At 62.5% G+C, this 22,271-nt stretch carries 19 protein-coding genes; 8 read left to right on the top strand and 11 right to left on the bottom strand.

The features are described from left to right. The first annotated feature begins 92 nt into the window (after positions 1-92). Together P7F60_RS22120 and P7F60_RS22125 are read left to right on the top strand one after the other, a co-directional pair. Positions 93-1,487 (top strand): VOC family protein, encoded by a 1,395-nt coding sequence (locus P7F60_RS22120; RefSeq protein WP_277919854.1) that lies wholly within the window; start codon positions 93-95, stop codon positions 1,485-1,487. Between the two features lie 380 nt (positions 1,488-1,867). Continuing rightward, entirely contained in the window at positions 1,868-2,056 is a 189-nt protein-coding gene (locus P7F60_RS22125; protein ID WP_277919855.1) for a hypothetical protein, read from the top strand. Between the two features lie 100 nt (positions 2,057-2,156). On the opposite strand, the gene P7F60_RS22130 is transcribed toward P7F60_RS22125, so the two are convergent. Continuing rightward, positions 2,157-2,354 (bottom strand): DUF2735 domain-containing protein, encoded by a 198-nt coding sequence (locus tag P7F60_RS22130; protein ID WP_277919856.1) that lies wholly within the window; start codon positions 2,352-2,354, stop codon positions 2,157-2,159. A gap of 378 nt (positions 2,355-2,732) precedes the next feature. Between P7F60_RS22130 and P7F60_RS22135 the strand changes: the two genes are divergently transcribed. Then, positions 2,733-3,773 carry a glutamine synthetase beta-grasp domain-containing protein gene (locus P7F60_RS22135; RefSeq protein WP_277919857.1) on the top strand — a complete coding sequence of 347 codons (1,041 nt, stop codon included), beginning with the start codon at positions 2,733-2,735 and terminating at the stop codon, positions 3,771-3,773. 53 nt (positions 3,774-3,826) lie between these two features. On the opposite strand, the gene P7F60_RS22140 is transcribed toward P7F60_RS22135, so the two are convergent. Then, complete coding sequence (locus tag P7F60_RS22140) at positions 3,827-5,806, bottom strand: adenylate/guanylate cyclase domain-containing protein (RefSeq protein ID WP_277919858.1); 1,980 nt, start codon at positions 5,804-5,806, stop codon at positions 3,827-3,829. Between the two features lie 2 nt (positions 5,807-5,808). After that, positions 5,809-9,474, bottom strand: a complete 3,666-nt coding sequence (locus tag P7F60_RS22145; protein WP_277919859.1) for a tetratricopeptide repeat protein — start codon at positions 9,472-9,474, stop codon at positions 5,809-5,811. 182 nt (positions 9,475-9,656) lie between these two features. On the opposite strand from P7F60_RS22145, the gene P7F60_RS22150 reads away from it, so the two are divergent. After that, positions 9,657-10,157: a Pycsar system effector family protein gene (locus P7F60_RS22150; RefSeq protein ID WP_277919940.1), complete on the top strand. Its 501-nt coding sequence runs from the start codon at positions 9,657-9,659 to the stop codon at positions 10,155-10,157. A 92-nt stretch (positions 10,158-10,249) separates the two neighbouring features. Beyond that, positions 10,250-11,341, top strand: a complete 1,092-nt coding sequence (locus P7F60_RS22155) for an LLM class flavin-dependent oxidoreductase (RefSeq protein WP_277919860.1) — start codon at positions 10,250-10,252, stop codon at positions 11,339-11,341. A 39-nt stretch (positions 11,342-11,380) separates the two neighbouring features. Here P7F60_RS22155 and P7F60_RS22160 read toward each other — a convergent pair whose 3' ends face one another. From P7F60_RS22160 to P7F60_RS22175, 4 genes are read right to left on the bottom strand one after another with little or no spacing between them, the layout of a single operon-like run. Further along, positions 11,381-12,421 carry a sulfate/molybdate ABC transporter ATP-binding protein gene (locus P7F60_RS22160; protein WP_277919861.1) on the bottom strand — a complete coding sequence of 347 codons (1,041 nt, stop codon included), beginning with the start codon at positions 12,419-12,421 and terminating at the stop codon, positions 11,381-11,383. Between the two features lie 11 nt (positions 12,422-12,432). Further along, positions 12,433-13,317 carry a sulfate ABC transporter permease subunit CysW gene (gene cysW / locus P7F60_RS22165; protein ID WP_277919862.1) on the bottom strand — a complete coding sequence of 295 codons (885 nt, stop codon included), beginning with the start codon at positions 13,315-13,317 and terminating at the stop codon, positions 12,433-12,435. After that, positions 13,307-14,164, bottom strand: coding sequence for a sulfate ABC transporter permease subunit CysT (gene cysT / locus P7F60_RS22170; protein WP_277919863.1), 858 nt, complete (start codon positions 14,162-14,164; stop codon positions 13,307-13,309). The genes cysW and cysT overlap by 11 nt, the downstream gene beginning before the upstream one ends. Positions 14,165-14,170: 6 nt before the next feature. Further along, positions 14,171-15,142, bottom strand: coding sequence for a sulfate ABC transporter substrate-binding protein (locus tag P7F60_RS22175; protein WP_277919941.1), 972 nt, complete (start codon positions 15,140-15,142; stop codon positions 14,171-14,173). A gap of 402 nt (positions 15,143-15,544) precedes the next feature. Here P7F60_RS22175 and P7F60_RS22180 point away from each other — a divergent pair, with 402 nt between their 5' ends. Next, complete coding sequence (locus tag P7F60_RS22180; protein WP_277919864.1) at positions 15,545-16,018, top strand: Rrf2 family transcriptional regulator; 474 nt, start codon at positions 15,545-15,547, stop codon at positions 16,016-16,018. A 105-nt stretch (positions 16,019-16,123) separates the two neighbouring features. Beyond that, entirely contained in the window at positions 16,124-17,629 is a 1,506-nt protein-coding gene (locus tag P7F60_RS22185) for a protein adenylyltransferase SelO (protein WP_277919942.1), read from the top strand. Positions 17,630-17,702: 73 nt separating this feature from the next. On the opposite strand, the gene P7F60_RS22190 is transcribed toward P7F60_RS22185, so the two are convergent. Next, positions 17,703-17,981, bottom strand: a complete 279-nt coding sequence (locus tag P7F60_RS22190; protein WP_277919865.1) for an HU family DNA-binding protein — start codon at positions 17,979-17,981, stop codon at positions 17,703-17,705. A gap of 185 nt (positions 17,982-18,166) precedes the next feature. On the opposite strand from P7F60_RS22190, the gene P7F60_RS22195 reads away from it, so the two are divergent. Beyond that, entirely contained in the window at positions 18,167-18,376 is a 210-nt protein-coding gene (locus P7F60_RS22195) for a SlyX family protein (RefSeq protein WP_277919866.1), read from the top strand. A gap of 63 nt (positions 18,377-18,439) precedes the next feature. Here the strand turns inward: P7F60_RS22195 and hutU are convergent, their stop codons facing one another. From hutU to hutI, 3 genes are read right to left on the bottom strand one after another with little or no spacing between them, the layout of a single operon-like run. Beyond that, on the bottom strand, positions 18,440-20,116 hold the full coding sequence (gene hutU / locus P7F60_RS22200) for a urocanate hydratase (protein WP_277919867.1): 1,677 nt from the start codon (positions 20,114-20,116) through the stop codon (positions 18,440-18,442). 14 nt (positions 20,117-20,130) lie between these two features. Then, positions 20,131-20,931: an N-formylglutamate deformylase gene (gene hutG / locus P7F60_RS22205; protein ID WP_277919868.1), complete on the bottom strand. Its 801-nt coding sequence runs from the start codon at positions 20,929-20,931 to the stop codon at positions 20,131-20,133. A 1-nt stretch (position 20,932) separates the two neighbouring features. After that, positions 20,933-22,159, bottom strand: a complete 1,227-nt coding sequence (gene hutI, locus P7F60_RS22210; RefSeq protein ID WP_277919869.1) for an imidazolonepropionase — start codon at positions 22,157-22,159, stop codon at positions 20,933-20,935. Between the last annotated feature and the right edge of the window lie 112 nt (positions 22,160-22,271).

Genomic DNA, 22,271 nt, shown 5'->3' on the forward strand with positions numbered 1-22,271 from the left:
AAAAGTCTCATGAGATTTTGCGGACTGCAACGAATATATTGCGTGCAGCGAATGAACCTCCCCGGAATACGCGCAGAAAAGGTTTAACCCCGATGTCCGTCCATCTCTCTCCTGATGAAATCCGCTCCGCCCTTTCGGCGGCCATGTCGCGTATGTATCGCGAGGAAGTGCCGGCCTATGGCACGCTGATGGAACTGGTCGCGACGGTGAATGCCGAGACGCTGGCCGCCGATGCGCATCTGAAGGAACGGCTGGAGGAAACCGAATCCCTGGCGCGCATTTCCGAGGAGCGCCACGGCGCCATCCGCCTCGGCCTGCCGCAGGAACTGGCGACGATGCGCCGCGTCTTCGCCGTCATGGGCATGTTCCCGGTCGGTTATTACGATCTCTCCACCGCCGGCGTGCCGGTGCATTCGACCGCTTTCCGTCCGGTCGGCGCAGAGGCGCTCAGCCGCAATCCTTTCCGCGTCTTCACCTCGCTGCTGCGTCTCGACCTGATCGCCGACGAGGCCTTGCGCGAGGAAGCCCGCGCCATCCTCGAACAGCGCCAGATTTTTACCGCTGGCGCCATTGAGCTGACGGAAAAGGCCGAGCGCGAGGGCGGGCTCTCCGCCGCCGATGCCGAGCGTTTCGTTACCGAGGTGCTCGAAACCTTCCGCTGGCATGACCGCGCCAGCGTCAGCGCCGATCTCTATCACCGCCTGCACGATGCGCACCGGCTGATCGCCGATGTCGTCTCCTTCAAGGGGCCGCATATCAACCATCTCACGCCGCGCACCCTCGATATCGATGCCGTGCAGGCACGCATGCCGGACTACGGCATCGCGCCCAAGGCCGTGGTCGAGGGACCGCCGACCCGCAAATGCCCGATCCTGCTGCGCCAGACCTCGTTCAAGGCGCTGGAGGAAGCCGTTTCCTTCCAATCCGCCGATGGCGATTGGCAGACGGGTTCGCACACCGCCCGTTTCGGCGAAATCGAGCAGCGCGGTATCGCGCTGACGCCGAAGGGCCGGGCGCTTTACGATGCACTGCTGACGGAATCCCGCAAACTGGTCCGCCCCTCCGCCGATGGTTCGAATGCCCGCGCCTATGAGGCGGCCTTGGCGGAAGCTTTCGCCTCCTTTCCGGATGATTGGGCCAGCATCCGCGCCGCAGGCCTCGGCTATTTCACCTATGCGCTGACCATCAAGGGCCGCGCGCACCAGGGCATCACTGGCGGCGATCTCGAAAGCTGGATCGCCGAGGGCCTCGTCTGCTTCGATCCCATCGTCTACGAAGACTTCTTGCCAGTCAGCGCCGCCGGCATCTTCCAGTCCAATCTCGGCGACGGCGCGCAGCAGGATTTCGTCGCCAGCCCCAACCAGCAGCGTTTCGAGGCCGATCTCGGCGCCCGTGTCCTCAATGAATTCGACCACTATGCCGCGATCGAAGCCGGTTCGATTGCCGCCTGCCGGCAAGCGCTGGCGATGCGCATCGCCGCCGAATGAAGGATTGGCCGGTCGCGGCTTTTGCGGCCGGCTTCTGAAAGAGATGTTTGCGCGGCGGCGGCAAGTTCGAAATCCCGTCCGTCGCGTTTGGGTTTCGAAGAAGAAATTTGCGCCAGATGCCCCGGAAATGGGTGAATCCGGTTTCGTTTTCTATCCGATCCGCCGTTTATCTTGTCGCCAAGGACAAAATAGTCTATTTATTTAATGGACAATAACGGACGAGGACGACGAAATGACCGCCAGCAAACTTGCCCAATCCATCTTTGCGAATGGCCAGGCGTTCAACCTCGCCGTTTGTTGTGATGCTGTCACATGTCGAATGTATGGGAACGCCATACGCAAGCCTGACACTGACCTTCCAACGAACTGGGCCGACGATCATGCAAAGGCACGTTATTGAATATGGTGGCATCCCGGTGGGGATTGCCGTTCCCCAGGAGGGGCGGCTGCGTTTTATCGCCGTGAAATTCCACGTCATCGATCTCGACAATAGCCTTCATGCCGGCGTCAACGAGATCAAGGCCGCCATCCGCGCGCATCTGTCGAGCGGCCACGCTCTGGCAGCCTGAGTCGCGTATCGATGAAAAAATTGCGGGCGTTCCGAACGTTATCGGAGCGCCCTTCGTGTTTCGGGGGATGGGTCGTGTCGCCGGAAGGTGTCGCAGCAGTTCAGTTGCGCGACTTGTCCTCTTCGGCCATGGCATCGGCATGGTACCAGCAGGTATCGACGACATCATAGATCACGCGTTCCGGAAACTGAACCACGCTTGCCTGCATGTCTTCCGTGCGCTGCCCGAAGTTGCGGCAACCGCCTTTGACAGGAAAGGGGACTATTTCTGCGGAACCGGGATGTACGCCTGCTGCCATTGTCTTTTCCTTTCCGGATTACTCTTTAGGCACGACTTCCACTCGATTAAATTTTGCACATTTTTTAGGCTCTATGCCTCAATTATTATCATGATTTGCGTGGCCTGTAAGCAGGAAAACGCGTGGTTTCGCTGACTATGTTGGGGCATTGGCTAATTTTTTTGCATTTGCGCAAATAACAAACGCCGGTTTTGACATTTTGTTCCACCCGGACCGTCAAGGCACCGGAAAATGACAACAAATTACGGTTTCGGCGCCCGCTCGCGAACTTGGCACGGGATATGCATTCCCCTTGGCAGCCTCCCCTGGACGGCCGCCACCCGGCGACCGCTTCAGGATCGTTCAGACCTTGCAACAGACGTGAGTGAGAGATTCGCAATGACCAAGTTCAAACTTGAGTACATCTGGCTCGATGGTTACACCCCGGTGCCGAACCTTCGTGGCAAGACGCAGATCAAGGAATTCGACGCCTTTCCGACGCTCGAACAGTTGCCGCTCTGGGGATTTGACGGATCTTCCACCAATCAGGCCGAAGGCCGCAGCTCCGATTGCGTGCTGAAGCCGGTTGCGCTTTATCCCGATCCGGCCCGTACGAACGGCGTTCTGGTCATGTGCGAAGTGATGATGCCGGACGGCAAGACGCCGCATCCGTCCAACAGCCGCGCCACCGTGCTCGACGATGCCGATACCTGGTTCGGCTTCGAGCAGGAATATTTCTTCTACCAGAACGGCCGTCCGCTCGGCTTCCCGGAGCAGGGCTATCCGGCGCCGCAGGGCCCGTATTACACTGGCGTCGGCTACAAGAACGTCGGCAACATCGCCCGCCAGATCGTCGAGGAGCATCTCGATCTCTGCCTCGCCGCCGGCATCAACCACGAAGGCATCAATGCCGAAGTGGCCAAGGGCCAGTGGGAATTCCAGATTTTCGGCAAGGGCTCCAAAAAGGCCGCGGATGAAATCTGGATCGCGCGCTACCTGCTGACGCGTCTGTGCGAAAAATACTGCATCGACATCGAATGGCACTGCAAGCCGCTCGGCGATACCGACTGGAACGGCTCGGGCATGCATTGCAACTTCTCGACCAAGTATATGCGTGAGACCGGCGGCAAGGCCTATTTCGAAGCCCTGATGGCGCAGTTCGAGAAGAACCTCGACGCCCATATCGCCGTCTATGGCCCGGACAACCATCTGCGCCTGACCGGCAAGCACGAGACAGCCCCCTGGAACAAGTTCTCCTATGGCGTGGCCGATCGTGGCGCCTCGATCCGCGTGCCGCATTCCTTCGTCAACAACGGCTATCGCGGCTATCTCGAAGACCGCCGCCCGAACTCGCAGGGCGACCCCTACCAGATCGCGTCTCAGGTTCTGAAGACGATCTCGGAGGTGCCGCTGGCCGGTTCCGCTTCCGCCGCCGCCTGATCGGCGACAAAACGACAAAGGCCTCTCCGCTGCGGCGGGGAGGCTTTTTTTATTCAGGCGGAAACGGCGAGGCGGGTGCGCATCAGGGCATAATAGGCGGCAAATTGCGGCAGCGCCGCCGTCAGCTGATCGAAGATCGCATCGTCAGCCGTCAGGGCACCGGCATATTTCGCGTCGAGGAAGCGGCGGTGTTCGGCCAGAATTTCGGGCGGCGGCGCCTCCTTCAGCGCCGTGAACACGGGCGAGGCGACCGAGCGGCCCTTCACCTGGATGCGATCCAGCTCGACCATGCAGAAGCGGTCGGCGGCCTGCCGCGCCGTTTCTCCGCCGAGCAGCAGCGGCACGGCGACAGATTTCGATTCGCCTTCTAACCGCGATGCGAGATTGACGGAATCGCCGAGCGCGGAATAATCGAAGCGGCTGAGCGAACCCATATTGCCGACGACGCAATCGCCGGTATTGATGCCGACGCCGATCCTGAGACCATAGGGTTCTTCGCCGCGCGCCGCCAGCTCCGTCTGAAGTTCGGCGTTGAAGCGGTCCATCGCCTCCAGCATCCTGAGCGCCGCTTCGACGGCATGGGCGGCATGCTGGGGATCGTCGAGCGGCGCGTTCCAGAAAGCCATCACGCAATCGCCGATATATTTGTCGATCGTTCCGCCGCAGGCGAGGATCTCGTCGGAAAGCGGTGTCAGCAGCCGGTTGATCAGCGTGGTGAGCTGCTGCGGATCGTTCTTCATCCGCTCGGCGATGGTGGTGAAACCGCGCACGTCGCAGAACAGGATGGAGAGATTGCGGGTCTCGCCGCCGAGTTTCAGCTGCGACGGGTCGTTGGCGAGGCGCTCGACCATGGCAGGTGACAGATATTGCCCGAAGGCGCGCGTCACCTGCCGGCGCGTACGCCGCTCGGCGGCATAGTCCAGTCCGGACTGGCCGATGACGACGGTCAGATAGGAGAGGACCGGCCCGACAGGCGAGGTGAAGACGCGCCCGTAACGCACGGACATATAAGCAAGGCCAAGGGCGGCCGCGACCGAGGCCACGCCCCACAACGCCGTTATCCAGTTGGTGTCGCGATAGACGGTGAGGGCGCCGACCAGCGCGCCGAGCACGATCAGCAGCAGGCGCAACGCCGTGCCGGTATCGGCGATCGCCAGCCCATGGGTCAGGTTGTCGAGCAACGTCGCCTGCACCTCGACGCCGGCGACGAGCCGGCTGGTATGAACGGTATAGGGGGTGGCAAACGTATCCGGCGTGCTGGCGCGCACATCCGGCGCAGTCTGCAGGCTGAGCCCGACCAGCACCGTGCGGTCCTTGAAATAGCCTTCCGGCAGGAAATTCTGCGGATCGAGGGCCTGGTAGTAGGAAACGGTCGGATAGGTGCGGGCGGGCCCGAACGCCTGAAGCATGGCGCCCGCTTCGTGCCTCACCACCGGTTGGCCGGCAGCGCGGGCGATCTCGGCGGCAAAGCTGTCTTCATAGCCCGGCATGCCGCGCAAGACGCCGTCTCCATCAAGCCCGACCGAGGCGATGCCGACATGCGCGCCCGCTTCGACGAAACGCGGCAGCGGCTCGGTGCGAATCAACTGGTCGGCCTGTGGCGTGTTGATGAGCGTCTCGTCGCCGGCCAGAACCACATCCGGTCCAAGCGCTGCCTGGAGCGCATCGTCGTTTTGCGGATCGACGGCGGGTTCGGCGAAGATGATGTCGAGGCCGATGGCTTTGGCGCCGGCTTCGCGCAGTTTCTCGATCAGGCGGGCATGAAGCGCGCGCGGCCAGGGCCATTGGTGCGGAATTTCCGAGAGCGACGGCTCATCGATGGCGACGATGACCGGGCCGTCCTTCGGCAAGGGCGGCCTGCCGATCGTCGTCAGGTAATCGAAGCTGCGCAGTTCGACCAGCCGCCAGGGCGAGGTGAAGGACAGCGCTGTGACCGCCACGATGGAGACGATGAACAGCAGGGCGAGCCCGCCCAGCCGATGCCGTATCCGCCCCGGCGCACCGTTTCTCGCCTGGCTGCCGAAAGGCCACATGGTCAGAAGCGCACTTTGATGGAGCCCATATAGGTGCGGCCCCAGCCGGGAACGCGCGGCGTGACCTCGAATTGCTGGTCGAGGATGTTGTAGGCGGCGAGATTGACCGCGATCCGCTTGTCGAACGGTTCCCATTGCAGCGTCGCATCCAGAGTCCAGTAGGAATCCAGCGCGTTGCCATTGTCGTCACCCTGGCGCTTGCCGGTATAGTTGGCGGCGAGCGTCGTCTTGACATTGTGGTCGTTGACCCAGGTAACGGCGACCTGCGCCGCCTTTTCCGGCACATAGGGCAGGCCTTGACCATATCCGGCGCTCGTTGGGTCGAGATTTTCCGAATCCGCATAGACGCCCGTCGCCGAAAGACCGAAGCCGTGACCGAGGGCGATGTTGGCGGTGGCGCTGACGCGGTCGACACGGCCCTTGGTGAGATCGATGGTATCGACCGTCAGGGGGACACCGATGGACAGGCTATGCAGGTTCTGATGCTGGAAATCGATGGCAGTGAACAGCCGGTTATTCCATTCCGCCTCCCACCGGGCGGCGAAGGTGTCGCTGTAGCCGTCGGTATCGAGCGGTCGCTGGTTGGATTGCAGGCCGAGCAGGCCGATGGGCGACAACGTCGGCAGGCCGAGGTCGGAGCTTTCCCGCAGATAGCCGAGCCGCAGCCATTGCCCTTCGGCCGGTGACCAGGCGACGCCGACGCGCGGCTCCAGCCGCGCCACGTCGACGGTATCGCCGTTGAGATAGGTACCGAACAGGGCGCCCTCGAATTTCAAGTCGGGCGATGCCTCGTAAATTGCATCGACATAGGCGCGGCCGACGGTGACGTCGTCAATGACCTCGTTGAAGGTGGAGCTCATCGGCACGGTGAACGGCGGATACTGGAAGCCGAGCGCCTGACTATGCAGGCGCAGGGTTCCGCCTTCGATGCCGTAACGCCAGGTGAGCTCGTCATTCCCGACGGTGTGATTGAGCGCGCCGATGATGCCACGCTGTTCGTCCAATCCGTAATCCTCGGTCGCCAGGAAATCGTTGATGACTCCGAGTTGGCGGCTGTCACGCTTCTGCTGGGTGTAAAAGACCGCAGCATTTAGATTGTTGCGATAGGCGAAGGAATGGCTCCAGGCAAAGCCCGCCTGGGTCGCCTCGGTCTTGTAGTTGTTCTGCGTACCGATCAGGACGGGAATGCCGCCGAAATCGAGTATCAGCGGCACGGTTATCTCTTGGTCGGACTTGCCGCGCGAGAGGAAGCCGACGACATGGTCGTTGGCGCCGGGCGAGGCGGTGACATAGGCCGTGCCGCTGCGCAACTCGGTATCGCTGATGAAGCCGCCGACGAACTCGTTGAAAACGCGTGTATCGGGCTTGGTTTCGAACTGGCCCTGGGCATAGAAGCTGAATGGCATCGGCTCGTTGCTATAGCCCTGCAGCTCCACTTCCTTCAGGCGGCCGGTCTTGGCGTCCGGATCGTCCGGCCGGGTGAAGGTGATGCCGGCCGAGCCTTCGACAAAGGGCCGGCGCAGGAGGTTCGCCGTGCGCGAACGGCCGGAAAGCATGTGCGGATCGAGCAACAGCCCCTGCATGAAGGAAGAGAAGGTGGAGCTGTTGTTCGAATAGGCGGCGGTGTTGTCGCCGTAACTATAGGCGTTGACGAAGGGATCAGGGCTGCCGCGCAGGGTCTGGTCGACATAACTCGCGCCCGTGAACGGGCTGAAGACGACATCGCCGTAATATTGCCCCCAGGCATCAAGGCCCTGCAAGCGGAAGGCGTTGTTCAACGTCGAGCCGGCGTCCTGGTTTGCGCTGAGAGCGCCGTAATAGCCGCCGCGCGCTCGCGCCCGTTTCAGGTAGTCCTGCGCATTGCGGATCGCACCGTCGGCGTCGTAGTCGTCGATGGCGATCGCGGTGCGGATCGAGGAAATAGCCGGATCGTTCGGGTCGAGCCGATCGGCGTTGTCGATGGCCTGGGCGGCGGCATCGCGATTGCCGGTCTCGTAATGCACGGCGGCGAGCATCAGTTCGGCCTGCGAATAGCCGGGATTGGCGGTCGAGCCGGCCAGCAGATCCTCCATCGCCTTGTCCATCTCGCCGGTCTGCATGTAGTAGCGGCCACGGATGACGCGGGCGATCTCGAAATTCGGATCGGCGGCCAGCGCGATATCGATCTCGCGCTTGGCTTCCTTCACGCGGCCTTGGTCGAGATAGAGGATCGCCAGATTGACATGCGACAGCGGATCTTGCGGATCGAGGTCGATGGCCTGTTGCAGGGCCTCCTCGGCGCCGCGCGTATCCCCGATCTCGATCAGTGCGAGGCCGAGATTGTTGAGCGCGGTGGACCAGCCCGGCGCGACTGCAAGGGCGTCGCGTAGGTCGGCGATCGCGCCCTTGATATCGCCCTTGTAGTCGGACCGGTAGGAGGCGCGTGCCTCCAGCGCCAGTGGATGGGTGGGGTCGAGGGCCAGCGAACGGTCGATGGCGTCGCGCATCTGGTCGCGATCGTCGATCAGCATGGCGAAATGCGCCCGCGCCGCCGGCAGGGTCGGGTCGTTGGGATAACGGGCTTCGGCCTTCTTCAGCACGTCCACCGCCGCCTTGACGTCCTTCAGGAAGCCGGCGGTCCAGGCTTCGGCAAGCGCGGCATAGGGGCCGCCTGCGGTTTTCGGCGGTTGCTCAACACGGTCCGGGTCTGCCAGCGATCGCGCATAATAGCCGCCATAGGCGGCAATCGCCTGGCGCTGCGGGTCAAGCCGGCCGGAAGCGCGGCCGAACAGTTTCGCGGCTTGCGGATAATTGCGCTCGGCGCCGGCAAACAGCGCGCGGATGAGATCGGCGCGCGCCTGCTGGCGGGCGGAGAGGCCGCGCGCCTCGGCGGCCTGCAAGGCGGCCTCGGCCGGGCGGCGACCGCCCAGCGTCATCTGCACCTCGGCCAGCGTCAGCCAGTCCTCGGCGCTGCGGCTGGCTTCCGGCGTCGCATCGATGCGGCTCTTTTCGGCCGACATGTTGCGCACCGGCAAGGGGGAAGCGGGCATGAATGTGAAGGAATCGCGTAGCTGTAGATAATACAGCATCTGCTCGCGATCCTTGGGGGTGACGATGACCACCTTTTGCGGCGCTTGGCCGATGGAAGCGACGGCGCCTTCGCCCTGGCGTACCTGGACGCTGCCCTGCGCGTTCTTCAGTTCGACCACGCCTTCGAGCACGATCAGCGAGGTCTTGCCGCCGGCATCGACGGTCAGCGACCAGTCTGTACCGCGAATGGCGGCGGTCGCGGCCGGCGTATCGACGGCGACGCCCGAGCCGCCGCGCTCGGCGCGGGCCCAGATGGTGCCGGATTGCAGTTCGAGATCGGTGTCGCCGCCATCGCGGGCCATGTTCTTGACCAGCAGCGAGGTATTGCGGGCAAGGCGCACCTGGGTGCGGTCGGAAAACAAAACGGCGAGCTGGCCGGTGGCATTGGTGCGCAGCACGTCGCCCGCCAGCAGATTCTGCTGCAGTTCGACGGCGCGCCAGTTGGTGATATCGACGAAGCGGACTTCCTCGCCGAATTTGCGCGCGATGACGGCGCCGGCGGCCGGGGCGCTTCTCGCCAGCGGCTCGGCCTGCACCGACAGAACCGAAGACAGTATCGTGCCTGCCAGAACGGCGCTCCAGGCAGCAAATCGCATCATTATTCCCCACCAAACTTTGTGTCAGGAGTGAATACGAGGCAGGCAAATGTCAATAAGCTTAAATTTAGCATATTCGCTTTTGCGCCAAGTGTAATAAGAGGGCGACAGGTCAGGATTGGGGAGATTGATTCATGGCGGATTTGGAAGTGGGTTATGCCGATGACGGTTTGAACTCGGCCGACATGGAATTCGAACGCGACAGCGAGTATTTCGATCATATCCGCAAGGTGAACGACGTCTTCTACGACCAGATCAAGATCTCGGACCAGAAGGCGGCCTATATCTTCACCTTCATCTTGGCTTTCCTCGTCTCGTCGAGCGAGGTTCGCGGCGTCTTCAGTCTCGACCGTTACCTGAACGGCACCTTCATCGGCATTATTGCCTCTCTGCTTCTCGGCGCCGCCGCGCTGTTTTCGGCGATCTGCGCCATCAGCGTGGTGATGCCGCGCAAAAGCGCCAAGACCAGCTCGCTGTTCTGGGGTGCCTGGGCCCGTCACCGTGAGGAATTTCTCGACGCGGCGCGGCGCAAGGATCCCAATTATCTTTTTCGGGAATACGTCTCCAATGTCGATACGCTGGCCGAGATCGCCCGGGCGAAGTATCGCTTTGCGGGGCTTGCCTTCCGGGGGCTCGTCGTCGCGGTTATCGCCTATGTGCTGCTGCTGCTGGCGGTGACGCGCTAGGCTTTCATTTTAAGCCTCAAATATACCTTGCCAGCGCAGCGCATCGCGTTAGACTGCCCTTTCGTCACGGACCGCAATCCTGAGGAGGGAGCATGATCGCGTCGCATCCGCTGAAAGGTCGAAACGCACTCAAGCTCGGCGTCTTCTCGGCCAATGCCGATGGTGGGCTGGCGATCACGGACGTTCCCGAGCGCTGGAAGGCCGGCTGGGACGACAATCTCTCGGCCGCGCAGATCGCCGACCGGGCAGGCCTGGAATTCTTTCTGCCGATTGCCCGCTGGAAAGGCTTCGGCGGCAAGAATGCCGTGCGCGAATGGAGCTTCGAGACTTTTACCTGGGCGGCGGGGTTGGCGGCGGCAACGCAGCGCATCGGCCTGTTCATGACCGTGCATGTGCCGCTGGTGCATCCGCTCTATGCCGCCAAGGCGCTCGCGACCGTCGATCACATCAGCCATGGCCGCGCCGGGCTGAACATCGTCTGCGGCTGGAACCCCAAGGAATTCGCCATGTTCGGCGTGCCGCTGGTCGAAAAGGGATACGACCAGGCGGCGGAATGGCTCGACATCGTCGAGAAGGCTTATGAGGGCGCGCCGTTCGATTTCGATGGCAGTTATTATACGCTGAAGGATGCGGTCAGCAGCCCGGCGAGCCTGCAAAGCCCGCGTCCGGTGACGATGAATGCCGCTTTCGGCGGCCCGGGCCGCGACTTCGCCGCCGCGCATTGCGATTTCCTGTTCACCACCTTCACCGAGATCGAGCAGGCCGGCGCCCATGTCGCCGATATCCGCGAGCGCGCGGCGCGCACCGGCCGCGATGTCGGCGTCTATACCGTCTGCCATGTCGTCTGCCGCGAAACGCAGGCCGAGGCGGAGGAGTATTATCGCCGCTATGCGGTGACTTTGGCCGACCATGCGGCGGTCGATGCCCATATGGCGGGCAAGAAGGAATTTTCGCAATCGCATGACAGCGATGCCTATGATCGCTATCGCCAGCGTTTCGCCGGCGGCGCCGGCAGCTATCCGCTGGTCGGGTCGCCGGAAAGGATCGTCGAGGATATGCTGGCGATCTCGCGAAAGGGTTATGAGGGCATCGCCCTGTCCTTCGTCAACTATACGCAGGAACTGCCGTTCTTCTGCGACCGCGTCCTGCCGCTGTTGCGGCAGGCGGGCTTGCGCGTCGAATAGGGCGGTTTCCCCCGGCACGTAGCAGGCCGGGGGAAACGCTCACTCGCGAAAAAGCTTCCACTTGGTCGGGCGGAAGGCGAGGCGGCTGCGGTCGACGGCGGCGGCGCGTTCCGGCGGCAGCTCGATTTCCATCAGCGCATGGCCGTTGCCGATCTCCAGCTCCAGATGCCGGGTGCCGGCCACGCGCCGCGAGGCGGCGACGACGCCGGCGATGCAGCCGCCGCAGCCATCGCGAATCTCGATGTCGTGCGGGCGGAAATAGAGCAGCGCTTCGCCCTCGGCCTCGTCCTTGGCGGGCAGGCCGATCGGCCGGTCGTCCAGCCAGATTTCGCCATTGGCAACCCGCACCTTCAAACAGTTGGACTGGCCGATGAAGCGGAAGACGAAGGGCGAGACCGGCGTGTCGTAGATCTCGTCCGGGGTGCCGACCTGCTCGATGCGGCCCTGGCTCATGACGACGATGCGGTCGGCCAGTTCCAGCGCTTCCTCCTGGTCGTGGGTGACGAAGACGGTGGTATGGCCGGTCTGGTCGTGAATCTCGCGCAGCCATTTGCGCAGATCCTTGCGCACCTGCGCATCCAGCGCCCCGAAGGGCTCGTCGAGCAGCAACACGTTCGGCTCGACCGCCATGGCGCGCGCCAGCGCCACGCGCTGCCGCTGGCCGCCGGACAATTGCGTCGGGTAGCGCTTTTCGAGGCCGGAAAGCTGCACGAGGTCGAGCAGTTTCGCAGCGCGCTCGCGGATTTCGGCCTTCGTCGGCCGACGGCTGGAGGGCCGCACCTTGAGGCCGAAGGCGACATTGTCCAGCACCGTCATATGCCGGAACAGGGCATAATGCTGGAAAACGAAACCGATATTGCGCTCCTGCACCGATTTGTAGGAGGCGTCGTCGTCGCCGAAGAAGATCTTTCCCTGTGTTGGCGCTTCCAGCCCGGCGATGAGCCGGAGCAATGTCGTCTTGCCGGAGCCGGAAGGCCCCAGCAGCGCGATCAGCTCGCCGGAGCGGATCGAGAGCGACACGTCGTGCAAAGCCGGAAACCGCTCGAACTCCTTGCGTATGTTTTCTACGCGAACTTCCATTCATGAACCTTTCAGTGGCGCCGGCTGGCGGAAATTTCGGCGCTGTAACGCAATTCGAGCAGCGTTTTCAGAACCAGTGTGACAAGGGCCAGCAGCGCCAGCAAGGTCGCCACGGCGAAAGCCGCAACGAAATTATATTCGTTGTAGAGGATTTCGACCTGCAACGGCATGGTGTTGGTGACGCCGCGAATATGGCCCGAGACCACCGAAACGGCGCCGAACTCGCCCATGGCGCGGGCGTTGCAGAGCAGCACGCCGTACAGCAGGCCCCATTTGATGTTCGGCAGCGTCACATACCAGAAGGTCTGCCAGCCGCTGGCGCCGAGCGACAGCGCCGCCTCCTCGTCGGACGTGCCCTGTTCCTGCATCAGCGGGATCAGTTCGCGGGCGATGAAGGGGAAGGTGACGAAGACGGTCGCCAGCACCAGCGCCGGCACGGCGAACAGGATCTTGATGCCATAGCTTTGCAGATAGGGCGCGAGAATGCTGTGCGAACCGAACAGCAGCACGAAGACCAAACCGGAAATGACCGGCGAGACCGAAAAGGGCAGGTCGATCAGTGTCGTCAGGAAGGCCTTGCCCTTGAACTCGAATTTGGCGATGGCCCAGGCGGCGGCAATGCCGAAGACGAGATTGAGCGGCACCGAAATCCCGGCGACGATCAAAGTCAGGCGGATGGCTGAAAAGGTTTCCGGGTCGGCCAGCGCTTCCAGGAATGCCTCTGGGCCTTTACGCAACGCCTCGAAGAAGACGGCTGCGAGCGGCAAGAGCAGGATAAGGAGCAGAAAGACCAGCGAAATCCCGATCAGTGTCCAGCGCGCCAGCGGTCGTTCGGTCGTCGCCTTGCCGACGCGGGCGTAATTTCCGGGGGCAAGCGCCTGGGTGTCATGCGCCATAACCATACCTCCTGCGGCTCCAGCTCTGGATGAGATTGATGACGAACAGCAGGCTGAAGGAGAGGATCAGCATGACGGCGGCAATCGCTGTCGCGGCCGGATAGTTGAATTCCTCCAGGCGAATGACGATCAAAAGCGGCGCGATTTCCGAGACATAAGGAATGTTGCCGGCGATGAAGATCACTGAGCCGTATTCGCCGACGCCGCGCGCGAAGGCGAGCGCGAAGCCGGTGAGCACCGCCGGCGCCAGGCCGGGAAGCAGCACGCGCGAAATCGTCTGGAAGCGGGTAGCGCCGAGCGTGGCTGCGGCTTCCTCCACTTCGCGGTCGATTTCTTCCATGACCGGCTGCACCGTGCGCACCACGAAGGGTAGGCCGACGAAGACGAGGGCAATGACGATGCCGAGCGGCGTGAACGCCACCTTGATGCCAAGCGGCGTCAGGAATTGCCCGATCCAGCCGTTCGGCGCGTAGAGCGTCGTCAGCGCGATGCCGGCAACGGCGGTCGGCAGCGCGAAAGGCAGGTCGACCATGGCGTCGATGATGCGTTTGCCGGGAAAGCGATAACGCACCAGCACCCAGGCGAGGATGATGCCGAAGGCGACATTGAGAATGGCCGCCAGGAATGCCGTGCCAAAGCTGATGCGCAGCGCATTCAGCGTGCGCGGATCGGCTGCAAGCGCCCAGAATTTGGCGGCGCCGAGCCCGCTGGAACGAATGGCGAGCCCGGCGAGCGGGATGAGAACGATGAGGGTGAGCCAGAACAGCGTAACGCCGAGCGCCAGCCCGAAACCGGGAAGGACGCTCGGCCGTCTGAACTGCCAGCTCTTGCGAGTCTGTGCAGCCATATAATCTTATTGCCCCGGCTGATAAATCTTGTCGAAGACGCCGCCATCGCCAAAATATTTCGGCTGTGCTTCCGCCCAGCCACCGAAATCCTCGATGGTCGAAAGCTTCACCTCGCCAAAGCGGGCAATATCCTCCTTATTGGCCAGTTCCGGCTTGTAGGGGCGGTAATAGTGCTTGGCGGCAATCTTCTGCCCGACATCCGAATAGAGATATTGGAGATAGGCTTCGGCCACCTTGCGGGTGCCCTTGGCGTCGACATTGCCATCGACCAGCGCCACTGGCGGCTCGGCCTTGATTGAGACCGACGGCGTCACGATCTCGAACTGGTCGGGGCCGAGTTCGGCCAGCGACAGATAGGCCTCGTTTTCCCAGGCAATCAGGACGTCGCCAAGACCGCGCTGGACGAAGGTGGTCGTCGAGCCGCGTGCGCCGGTGTCAAGCACGGGAACATGCTTGAAGAGCTGCGACACATAGTCCTGCGCCTTGGCGTCGTCACCACCATTGGCCTGGCGCGCCCAGGCCCAAGCGGCCAGGAAATTCCAGCGGGCGCCGCCCGAGGTCTTCGGGTTCGGCGTGATCACCTGGATGCCGTCCTTGACCAGATCGCCCCAGTCCTTGATGTCCTTCGGATTGCCCTTGCGGACCAGGAAGACGATGGTCGAGGTGTAGGGTGCGCTGTTGTTTTCGAACTTCTTCTTCCAGTCGGCTGGAATCTTGCCCGATTCCTTGGCGATGGCGTCGATATCAGCTTCAAGCGCCAGGGTGACGACGTCGGCCTCCAATCCATCGATCACCGAGCGCGCCTGCTTGCCGGACCCGCCATGCGAGGTCTGGATCGTCACCGTTTCCCCGGTATCGGCCTTCCATTTTTCAGCAAAGGCCGCGTTGAAATCCTTGTAAAGCTCACGGGTGGGGTCGTAGGACACATTCAGGAGCGTCTGATCCGCAAAGGACGGACCGATCGAGCTTGCCTGCATGATGCCCACGACGAATGCGGCTGTCAGAAACCGCGTAACCGTTGATCGCTTCATCCTTACCTCCATCGTTATACCCAAACTCTATCAAATTTATCGAATGCGGTAACGCAGAACGTTTCGGCTAGGCTCTCGGGCGTAGAATAGGATGCTCTTTATCGGGCCACCTGAGAATACATTTGTCCGGCAGGCGCCGTGATGCGGCTGCCACAGCAGGCGACCGACTTCACGGGATATTTCAAAATAACCTTAAAAACGATCACACCTGTCAATTATTCCGGTGTATAGTAAGAGCAACTAGGTATTTCGCCATAGTCCGGCGATAATTTCACAAACAGGGCGCGTAGGTTTCGGGCTCGATGCGCAGGCGATGTCGCCTTCGCCTTTCGAAGAAGCGAATTTGTCATGCTGACGAAAAAAGGGAAATATGGACTGAAAGCGCTGGTGGATCTGGCTCAGCTCAACCCCGGCGAAACGGCATTCATCACCGACATCGCCACGCGCAACAACATTCCGAAGAAATTCCTGGACGCCATTCTTCTGGAATTGCGCAATGCCGGCATGCTCCGCTCCAAGAAGGGGCCGGGCGGCGGGTATTCGTTGGCGCGTCCGGCAAGCGAAATCCGTATCGGCCATGTCATCCGAACCTTGGACGGCCCGCTCGCGCCGATCCGTTGCGCCAGCCGCACCGCCTTCGAGGCCTGCGAGGATTGCGCCGACCCTGAAACCTGCACCGTGCGCCGCTCGATGGCGGATGTGCGCGACGCGATTTCGTCCATCCTCGACAATATGACGCTGACTCAGTTCGTCGAAAACGAGCAGGGTCAGGCAGTTGCCGCACCGGCCGTTGCGTCCCGCCAGGCGGTTCACTCCGCCTGATCCTTTGGTCCGGCTTGCGGGAACCCTATCGTTCCCCGCATGGTTTCTCCTGTATCCGCCCGTCCTTCATCTGCTATAGACGGGCAGAACAGGGAGCGGTTCGTGATGACGAGCGATGTGCGTCCGGCGGCCGATGAGGCGCGCCGCATCTTTTCCTTTGACAATTCCTATGCCCGGCTGCCGGCGCCATTCCAGTTGCCGCAGCGGCCGGCTGCGGTTTCCGCGCCAAAACTGATCGCCTTCAACCGGCCGCTGGCGGCCGAGCTAGGCATCGATCTTGAAGGCGCGTCCGACCAACGGCTGGCGGCGATCTTTTCCGGCCAGGAAATCGCCGAGGGGGCGCAGCCGTTGGCCATGGCCTATGCCGGCCACCAGTTCGGGCAGTTCGTGCCGCAGCTCGGCGACGGACGCGCGATCCTGCTTGGCGAAGTCATCGACCGAAATGGCGAGCGCCGCGACATCCAGCTGAAAGGCGGTGGCCAGACGCCGTTCTCGCGGCGTGGCGATGGCCGGGCAGCGCTGGGCCCTGTCCTGCGCGAATATATCGTCAGCGAGGCTATGGTGGCGCTTGGCATTCCCTCAACGCGGGCGCTGGCTGCGGTCTTGACCGGCGATCCGGTCTATCGTGAAACCGCGCTGCCTGGCGCGGTCTTCACCCGCGTCGCCGCCAGCCATATCCGTGTCGGCACCTTCCAGTTCTTCGCGGCGCGTGGTGATCACGAAGCCCTCCGGCGTCTGGCCGATTATGTCATCGCCCGGCATTATCCCGGCCTCGAACATCAGGAAAATTCTCATCTGGCACTGCTGAAGGCCATCGTGACGCGGCAGGCGGAACTGATCGCGCATTGGATGGCTGTCGGCTTCATCCATGGGGTGATGAATACCGACAATATGACGGTATCGGGCGAAACCATCGATTTCGGCCCCTGCGCCTTCATGGATACCTATGATCCGGCAAAGGTGTTCAGTTCCATCGACCAGTTCGGTCGATATGCCTATCGCAACCAGCCGGCCGTGGCGCAATGGAATCTTGCGCGTCTTGCCGAGGCGATGCTGCCGATCCTCGACAGCGATATCGACGCCGCCGTCGAGATGGCTAATGGCGCAGTGATCGATTTCGCCCAACTCTACCAAGCGGCCTGGCTCAAGCGGATGGGCGCGAAGATTGGGGTTTTGAACCCCGAAGAGGGCGACCGCCCGCTGATCGAAGGGCTACTGGACGTCATGGCGCAAGGGGGGGCCGATTTCACCCTGACCTTCCGGGCGCTCTGCGCCGCCGCCGAAGGCGATGATGCGCCTGTGCATGCCTGCCTTGCCGATCCCTCGGCATTCGACGCCTGGGCCGGGGCGTGGCGCGAACGGCTGGGGCGCGATGCGCAGACACCGACGGCGCGGGCAGAGGCCATGCGTCACGCCAATCCCTATATCATTCCCCGCAATCATCGCATCGAGCAGGCAATCGTTTCGGCCGTCTCCACTGCCGATTTTGCGCCGTTCGAGCGGATGGTCGAGGCGGTGGCGAAGCCTTACGAAACGCGCGATGCTTTTGCCGAATTCACCACGCCGCCGCAAGAAGACGAAGTGGTTTTGCGTACCTTCTGCGGCACATAGCCACCAAAAACAAAAGCGGAGCGAGATGGCTCGCTCCGCTTTTCGCGTCCAAGACAAAGCTGCGCGGGGCGGCTTACTTGTTCAGCGTGTCCTTGACGGCCTTGGCCGGCGTGAAGCTCAGCTTGTTGGCGGCGGCGATCTTCACCTTCTCGCCGGTCGACGGATTGCGGCCTTCGCGCTCGGGCGTTGCCTTGACCTTGAACTTGCCAAAACCTGCAATGGAGGTTTCCGCGCCAGCGACGGCTGCGTCGACGACAGCCTTGAAGACGGCTTCGACGATACCCTTGGCCTGAACCTTGGTCAGACCGTTGTCCGCGGCGATCTTGTCGGCAATTTCGTTCGTGGTGGTCATATCAGCGTTTCCTCGTTTGGTTGCTGAGCCCCTCTTGCCAGCCGACCGCGAAAAAGTCATCGGGCGAAATTCACCAATTTCATTTATTTTCGTCCTATCCACAGCCGAAATCGTTCCGAAAGCCCGGTTGACAGCGGTTTCGCGCCCGGCGAGGGATGGGAGACGCAGAATCTGGAGAAGCCGAAATGTCGGATAATGACGACCGTATCACCCGTCTTGAAGAGCTCGTCGCCCATCAGGGCCGGGTCATCGAGGAGCTTTCCGAGCAGCTTGTCGCGCAATGGAAGGCGGCCGAGCAATCCCGTCTGAAGCTCGACCGGCTGACCGAGCGCTTCCTGGCGCTGGAGGAGCAGTCACTGGGTCCGACACCGATCACACGGCCACCGCATTACTGAAATGCGGCATGAAAAAGCCGCGCCGGTCAGAAACGGGCGCGGCTATATTCGAGATATCGGAGCTTAGTTACCGAGAATACCCGGCAGGCGCAGCCCCTTTTCCTTGGCGCATTCGATGGCGATGTCATAGCCGGCATCGGCGTGGCGCATGACGCCGGTGGCCGGGTCGTTCCACAGGACGCGGCCGATGCGGGCAGCGGCATCGTCGGAGCCGTCGCAGCAGATGACAACGCCCGAATGCTGCGAGAAGCCCATGCCGACGCCGCCGCCATGATGCAGCGATACCCAGGTGGCGCCCGAGGCGGTGTTGAGCAGGGCGTTCAAGAGCGGCCAGTCGGATACGGCGTCCGAACCGTCCTTCATCGCTTCGGTTTCGCGGTTCGGCGAGGCGACCGAGCCGGAGTCGAGATGGTCGCGGCCGATAACGACAGGGGCGCTGAGTTCGCCGTTCTTGACCATTTCGTTGAAGGCGAGGCCGAGGCGGTGACGATCGCCGAGGCCGACCCAGCAAATGCGCGCCGGCAGCCCTTGGAAGGCGATGCGCTCCTGCGCCATGTCCAGCCAGTTGTGCAGGTGCTTGTTGTCGGGCAGCAGTTCCTTGACCTTCGCATCGGTCTTGCGGATATCCTCCGGATCGCCCGAGAGAGCGGCCCAGCGGAACGGACCGATGCCGCGGCAGAACAGCGGGCGGATATAGGCCGGCACGAAGCCCGGGAAGGCGAAGGCATTTTCAAGGCCTTCGTCCTTGGCCATCTGGCGGATGTTGTTGCCGTAGTCGAATGTGGGCACGCCCATATCCTGGAAGGCGATCATCGCTTCGACATGCTCGCGCATCGAGGCGCGGGCGGCCTTTTCGACGGCCTTTGGATCGCTTTCGCGCTTTGCCTTCCATTCGGCCATGGTCCAGCCCTTCGGCAGATAGCCGTTGATCGGGTCATGGGCCGAGGTCTGGTCGGTCACCATGTCGGGACGGATGCCGCGGCGGACCATTTCCGGCAGGATCTCGGCGCAGTTGCCGAGCAGGCCGACGGACTTGGCTTCGCCGGCCTTGGTCCAGCGGTCGATCATCTCCATGGCTTCGTCCAGCGTTTCGGCCTTGGCGTCGACATAGCGGGTGCGCAGGCGGAAATCGATGGAATCCGGGTTGCACTCGACGGCGAGGCAGCAGGCGCCGGCCATGACAGCCGCCAGCGGCTGGGCGCCGCCCATGCCGCCGAGACCGCCGGTCAGCACCCATTTGCCTTTGAGGTCTCCGTTATAATGCTGGCGGCCCGCCTCGACGAAGGTTTCGTAGGTGCCTTGGACGATGCCCTGGCTGCCGATATAGATCCACGAACCGGCGGTCATCTGGCCGTACATGGCCAGCCCCTTCTTATCCAGCTCGTTGAAATGATCCCAGGTCGCCCAATGCGGCACGAGGTTGGAATTGGCGATCAGAACGCGCGGCGCATCCTTGTGGGTGCGGAACACGCCGACCGGCTTGCCCGATTGAACCAGCAGGGTTTCGTCCTCGTTGAGCGTCTTCAGCGTCTCGACGATCTTGTCGAAGCTCGCCCAGTCGCGCGCGGCACGGCCGATGCCGCCATAGACGACCAGCTCATGCGGGTTTTCGGCGACGTCGGGGTCGAGGTTGTTCATCAGCATGCGCAACGGCGCTTCGGTCATCCAGCTCTTGGCATTGAGCTGGTCGCCGCGCGGAGAGCGGATCTCGCGGATATTGTGGCGGGGATTGGCGGTCATGGGGCTTCCTCCTGTTATCGTGTCATGCTGCGTGCGGCGGTGTCGATGCGCCGCAGAATGGCTTGAAGATGCGGGCGCAGCCGTTCCGCCTTGGCCTCGTCATAGGCAAAGGGCAGGGTTTCGGTCTGCAGATGGCTCGATTGCGCCAGTTCCATCTGGATGGCATGGACGCCATCGGCGGGTTTTCCGTAATGGCGCGTCGTCCAGCCGCCCTTGAAGCGGCCGTTGAGAATGCTGGTATAGCCGGCGGCCGAGGTCGCGACCTCGACTGCGGCGGCCTCGATGGAGGCGTCGCAGGTCTTGCCCATATCCGTGCCGATGTTGAAATCCGGCAGCTTGCCTTCGAACAGGAAGGGGATATGCGAGCGGATCGAATGGCAATCATAGAGCACGGCGACCCCGTGGATCGCCTTGACGCGCGCGACCTCGGCGGCGAGCGCCGCATGATAGGGCGCGTGAAAATCCTTCAGCCGCGCGGCGATATCCGCTTCGGTCGGCTGCTCGCCGTCCTTCCAGATCGCCACGCCGTCGAAATCCGTCTCGGGAATGAGTCCTGTGGTGTTCTGGCCGGGATAGAGGCTGACGCCTTGCGGGTCGCGATTGGCGTCGATGACATAACGGTGGAAGGTGGCGCGCACGGTGGTCACATCGTCCAGCAGACCGTCATAAAGGTCGTGGATATGCCAGTCGGTATCCGCGAGCTTCAGGCCGTTGTCGTTGAGCCGGGCCTTGATCGCCTCGGGTACATCCGTCCCGGTATGCGGAAAACCGAGGATGACGGGCGAATTGCCGCGCCGGACTTCGAAAACGCTCATCTCATTTCCCCCGATAGACGCGCTTGTGCAGCGGGTTGAAGCCCATGCGATAGACCAGCTCGGCCGGGCGATCGATATCCCAGATGGCGAGATCAGCCCATTTGCCGACTTCCAGCGTACCGACCTCGTTCGACAGGCCGAGCGCGCGGGCGGCCTCGCGGGTGACGCCGGCCAGGCACTCCTCGACGGTCATCGAAAACAGCGTCGCGCCCATGTTCATGGTCAAGAGCAGCGAGGTCAGCGGCGACGTGCCGGGGTTGACGTCGGTCGCCAGCGCCATCGCCACGCCATGGCGGCGGAAGAGATCGATCGGCGGCTTCTTGGTTTCGCGGATGAAGTAGAAGGCGCCCGGCAGGATCACGGCCACGGTGCCGGCCGCCGCCATTGCGATGGCGCCCGCTTCGTCGGTATATTCGAGATGATCGGCAGAGAGCGCATGATGCCTGGCGGCCAGCGCCGCGCCGCCGAGATTGGAAAGCTGGTCGACATGCAGTTTTACCGGCAGGCCGTGCTTTTCGGCGGCAACGAACACCCGCTCGATTTCCTCGGGCGAGAAGGCGATGCCTTCGCAGAAGCCATCGACCGCATCGGCCAGGCCTTCGGCGGCGACGGCGGGCAGCATCTTGTCGATGACGAGGTCGAGGTAACCCGCACGGTTTTCCTTGAATTCCGGCGGCAGCGCATGGGCGCCGAGGAAGGTGGTGCGCACCGAAACGGCGCGTTCCGATTCCAGCCGGCGCGCGGCGCGCAGCGATTTCAGCTCGCTGTCGACATCGAGCCCGTAGCCCGACTTGACTTCGACGGTCGTCAGCCCCTCGGCGATCAACGCATCGAGGCGCGGCAGGGATTGCGCGATCAACTGGTCTTCGCTGGCGCCACGCACGGCGGCGACCGAGGACACGATGCCGCCGCCGGCACGCGCAATCTCTTCATAGGTGGCGCCGGACAGGCGCATTTCGAATTCACGCGCCCGGTTGCCGGCATGGACGATGTGGGTGTGGCAATCGATCAGCCCGGGCGTGATCCAGCGGCCCTCGCAATCAAAGATCTCGGCGCCGGCGCTAAGTCCGGCCGGCAGCGCGGCTTCGGCGCCGGCATAAATGATGCGCCCGTCCTTTGCGGCGATCGCGCCGTTTTCAACGATACCCATGCCCGGAAGGCCGGGGGCGAAGGTGGCAAGGTGCGCATTGCGCCAGATGCGGACGGTTTTGGTGTTTTCGTCGGTCATCGTGATTTCGCCTTTGTGTTTCGTTGTGAATATGTATATACATAATATTACACTTGGCAAGCCCGATCTTGCGCCGGAAGACGGTTTCATGAATCGGTGCGATAAAACCGGT

The organism is Rhizobium sp. YJ-22 (assembly GCF_029601685.1).
In the GTDB taxonomy this organism is placed as follows: domain Bacteria; phylum Pseudomonadota; class Alphaproteobacteria; order Rhizobiales; family Rhizobiaceae; genus Metarhizobium.

Excerpts from the sequence above, each read along its gene's own strand:
- P7F60_RS22175 (WP_277919941.1), bottom strand. The coding sequence starts at position 15,142 with ATGCAGGCAAGCTCGATCGGTCCGTCCTTTGCGGATCAGACGCTCCTG.
- P7F60_RS22190 (WP_277919865.1), bottom strand. The coding sequence starts at position 17,981 with ATGACCACCACGAACGAAATTGCCGACAAGATCGCCGCGGACAACGGT.
- cysW (WP_277919862.1), bottom strand. The coding sequence starts at position 13,317 with ATGGCGCATGACACCCAGGCGCTTGCCCCCGGAAATTACGCCCGCGTC.
- hutU (WP_277919867.1), bottom strand. The coding sequence starts at position 20,116 with ATGACCGCCAATCCCCGCCACAATATCCGCGAGATCCGCTCTCCGCGC.
- P7F60_RS22195 (WP_277919866.1), top strand. The coding sequence starts at position 18,167 with ATGTCGGATAATGACGACCGTATCACCCGTCTTGAAGAGCTCGTCGCC.
- P7F60_RS22160 (WP_277919861.1), bottom strand. The coding sequence starts at position 12,421 with ATGGAAGTTCGCGTAGAAAACATACGCAAGGAGTTCGAGCGGTTTCCG.
- P7F60_RS22150 (WP_277919940.1), top strand. The coding sequence starts at position 9,657 with ATGGAATTCGAACGCGACAGCGAGTATTTCGATCATATCCGCAAGGTG.
- P7F60_RS22155 (WP_277919860.1), top strand. The coding sequence starts at position 10,250 with ATGATCGCGTCGCATCCGCTGAAAGGTCGAAACGCACTCAAGCTCGGC.
- P7F60_RS22130 (WP_277919856.1), bottom strand. The coding sequence starts at position 2,354 with ATGGCAGCAGGCGTACATCCCGGTTCCGCAGAAATAGTCCCCTTTCCT.
- hutG (WP_277919868.1), bottom strand. The coding sequence starts at position 20,931 with ATGAGCGTTTTCGAAGTCCGGCGCGGCAATTCGCCCGTCATCCTCGGT.
- P7F60_RS22120 (WP_277919854.1), top strand. The coding sequence starts at position 93 with ATGTCCGTCCATCTCTCTCCTGATGAAATCCGCTCCGCCCTTTCGGCG.
- P7F60_RS22135 (WP_277919857.1), top strand. The coding sequence starts at position 2,733 with ATGACCAAGTTCAAACTTGAGTACATCTGGCTCGATGGTTACACCCCG.
- P7F60_RS22185 (WP_277919942.1), top strand. The coding sequence starts at position 16,124 with ATGACGAGCGATGTGCGTCCGGCGGCCGATGAGGCGCGCCGCATCTTT.
- P7F60_RS22145 (WP_277919859.1), bottom strand. The coding sequence starts at position 9,474 with ATGATGCGATTTGCTGCCTGGAGCGCCGTTCTGGCAGGCACGATACTG.
- cysT (WP_277919863.1), bottom strand. The coding sequence starts at position 14,164 with ATGGCTGCACAGACTCGCAAGAGCTGGCAGTTCAGACGGCCGAGCGTC.
- P7F60_RS22125 (WP_277919855.1), top strand. The coding sequence starts at position 1,868 with ATGCAAAGGCACGTTATTGAATATGGTGGCATCCCGGTGGGGATTGCC.
- P7F60_RS22180 (WP_277919864.1), top strand. The coding sequence starts at position 15,545 with ATGCTGACGAAAAAAGGGAAATATGGACTGAAAGCGCTGGTGGATCTG.
- hutI (WP_277919869.1), bottom strand. The coding sequence starts at position 22,159 with ATGACCGACGAAAACACCAAAACCGTCCGCATCTGGCGCAATGCGCAC.
- P7F60_RS22140 (WP_277919858.1), bottom strand. The coding sequence starts at position 5,806 with ATGTGGCCTTTCGGCAGCCAGGCGAGAAACGGTGCGCCGGGGCGGATA.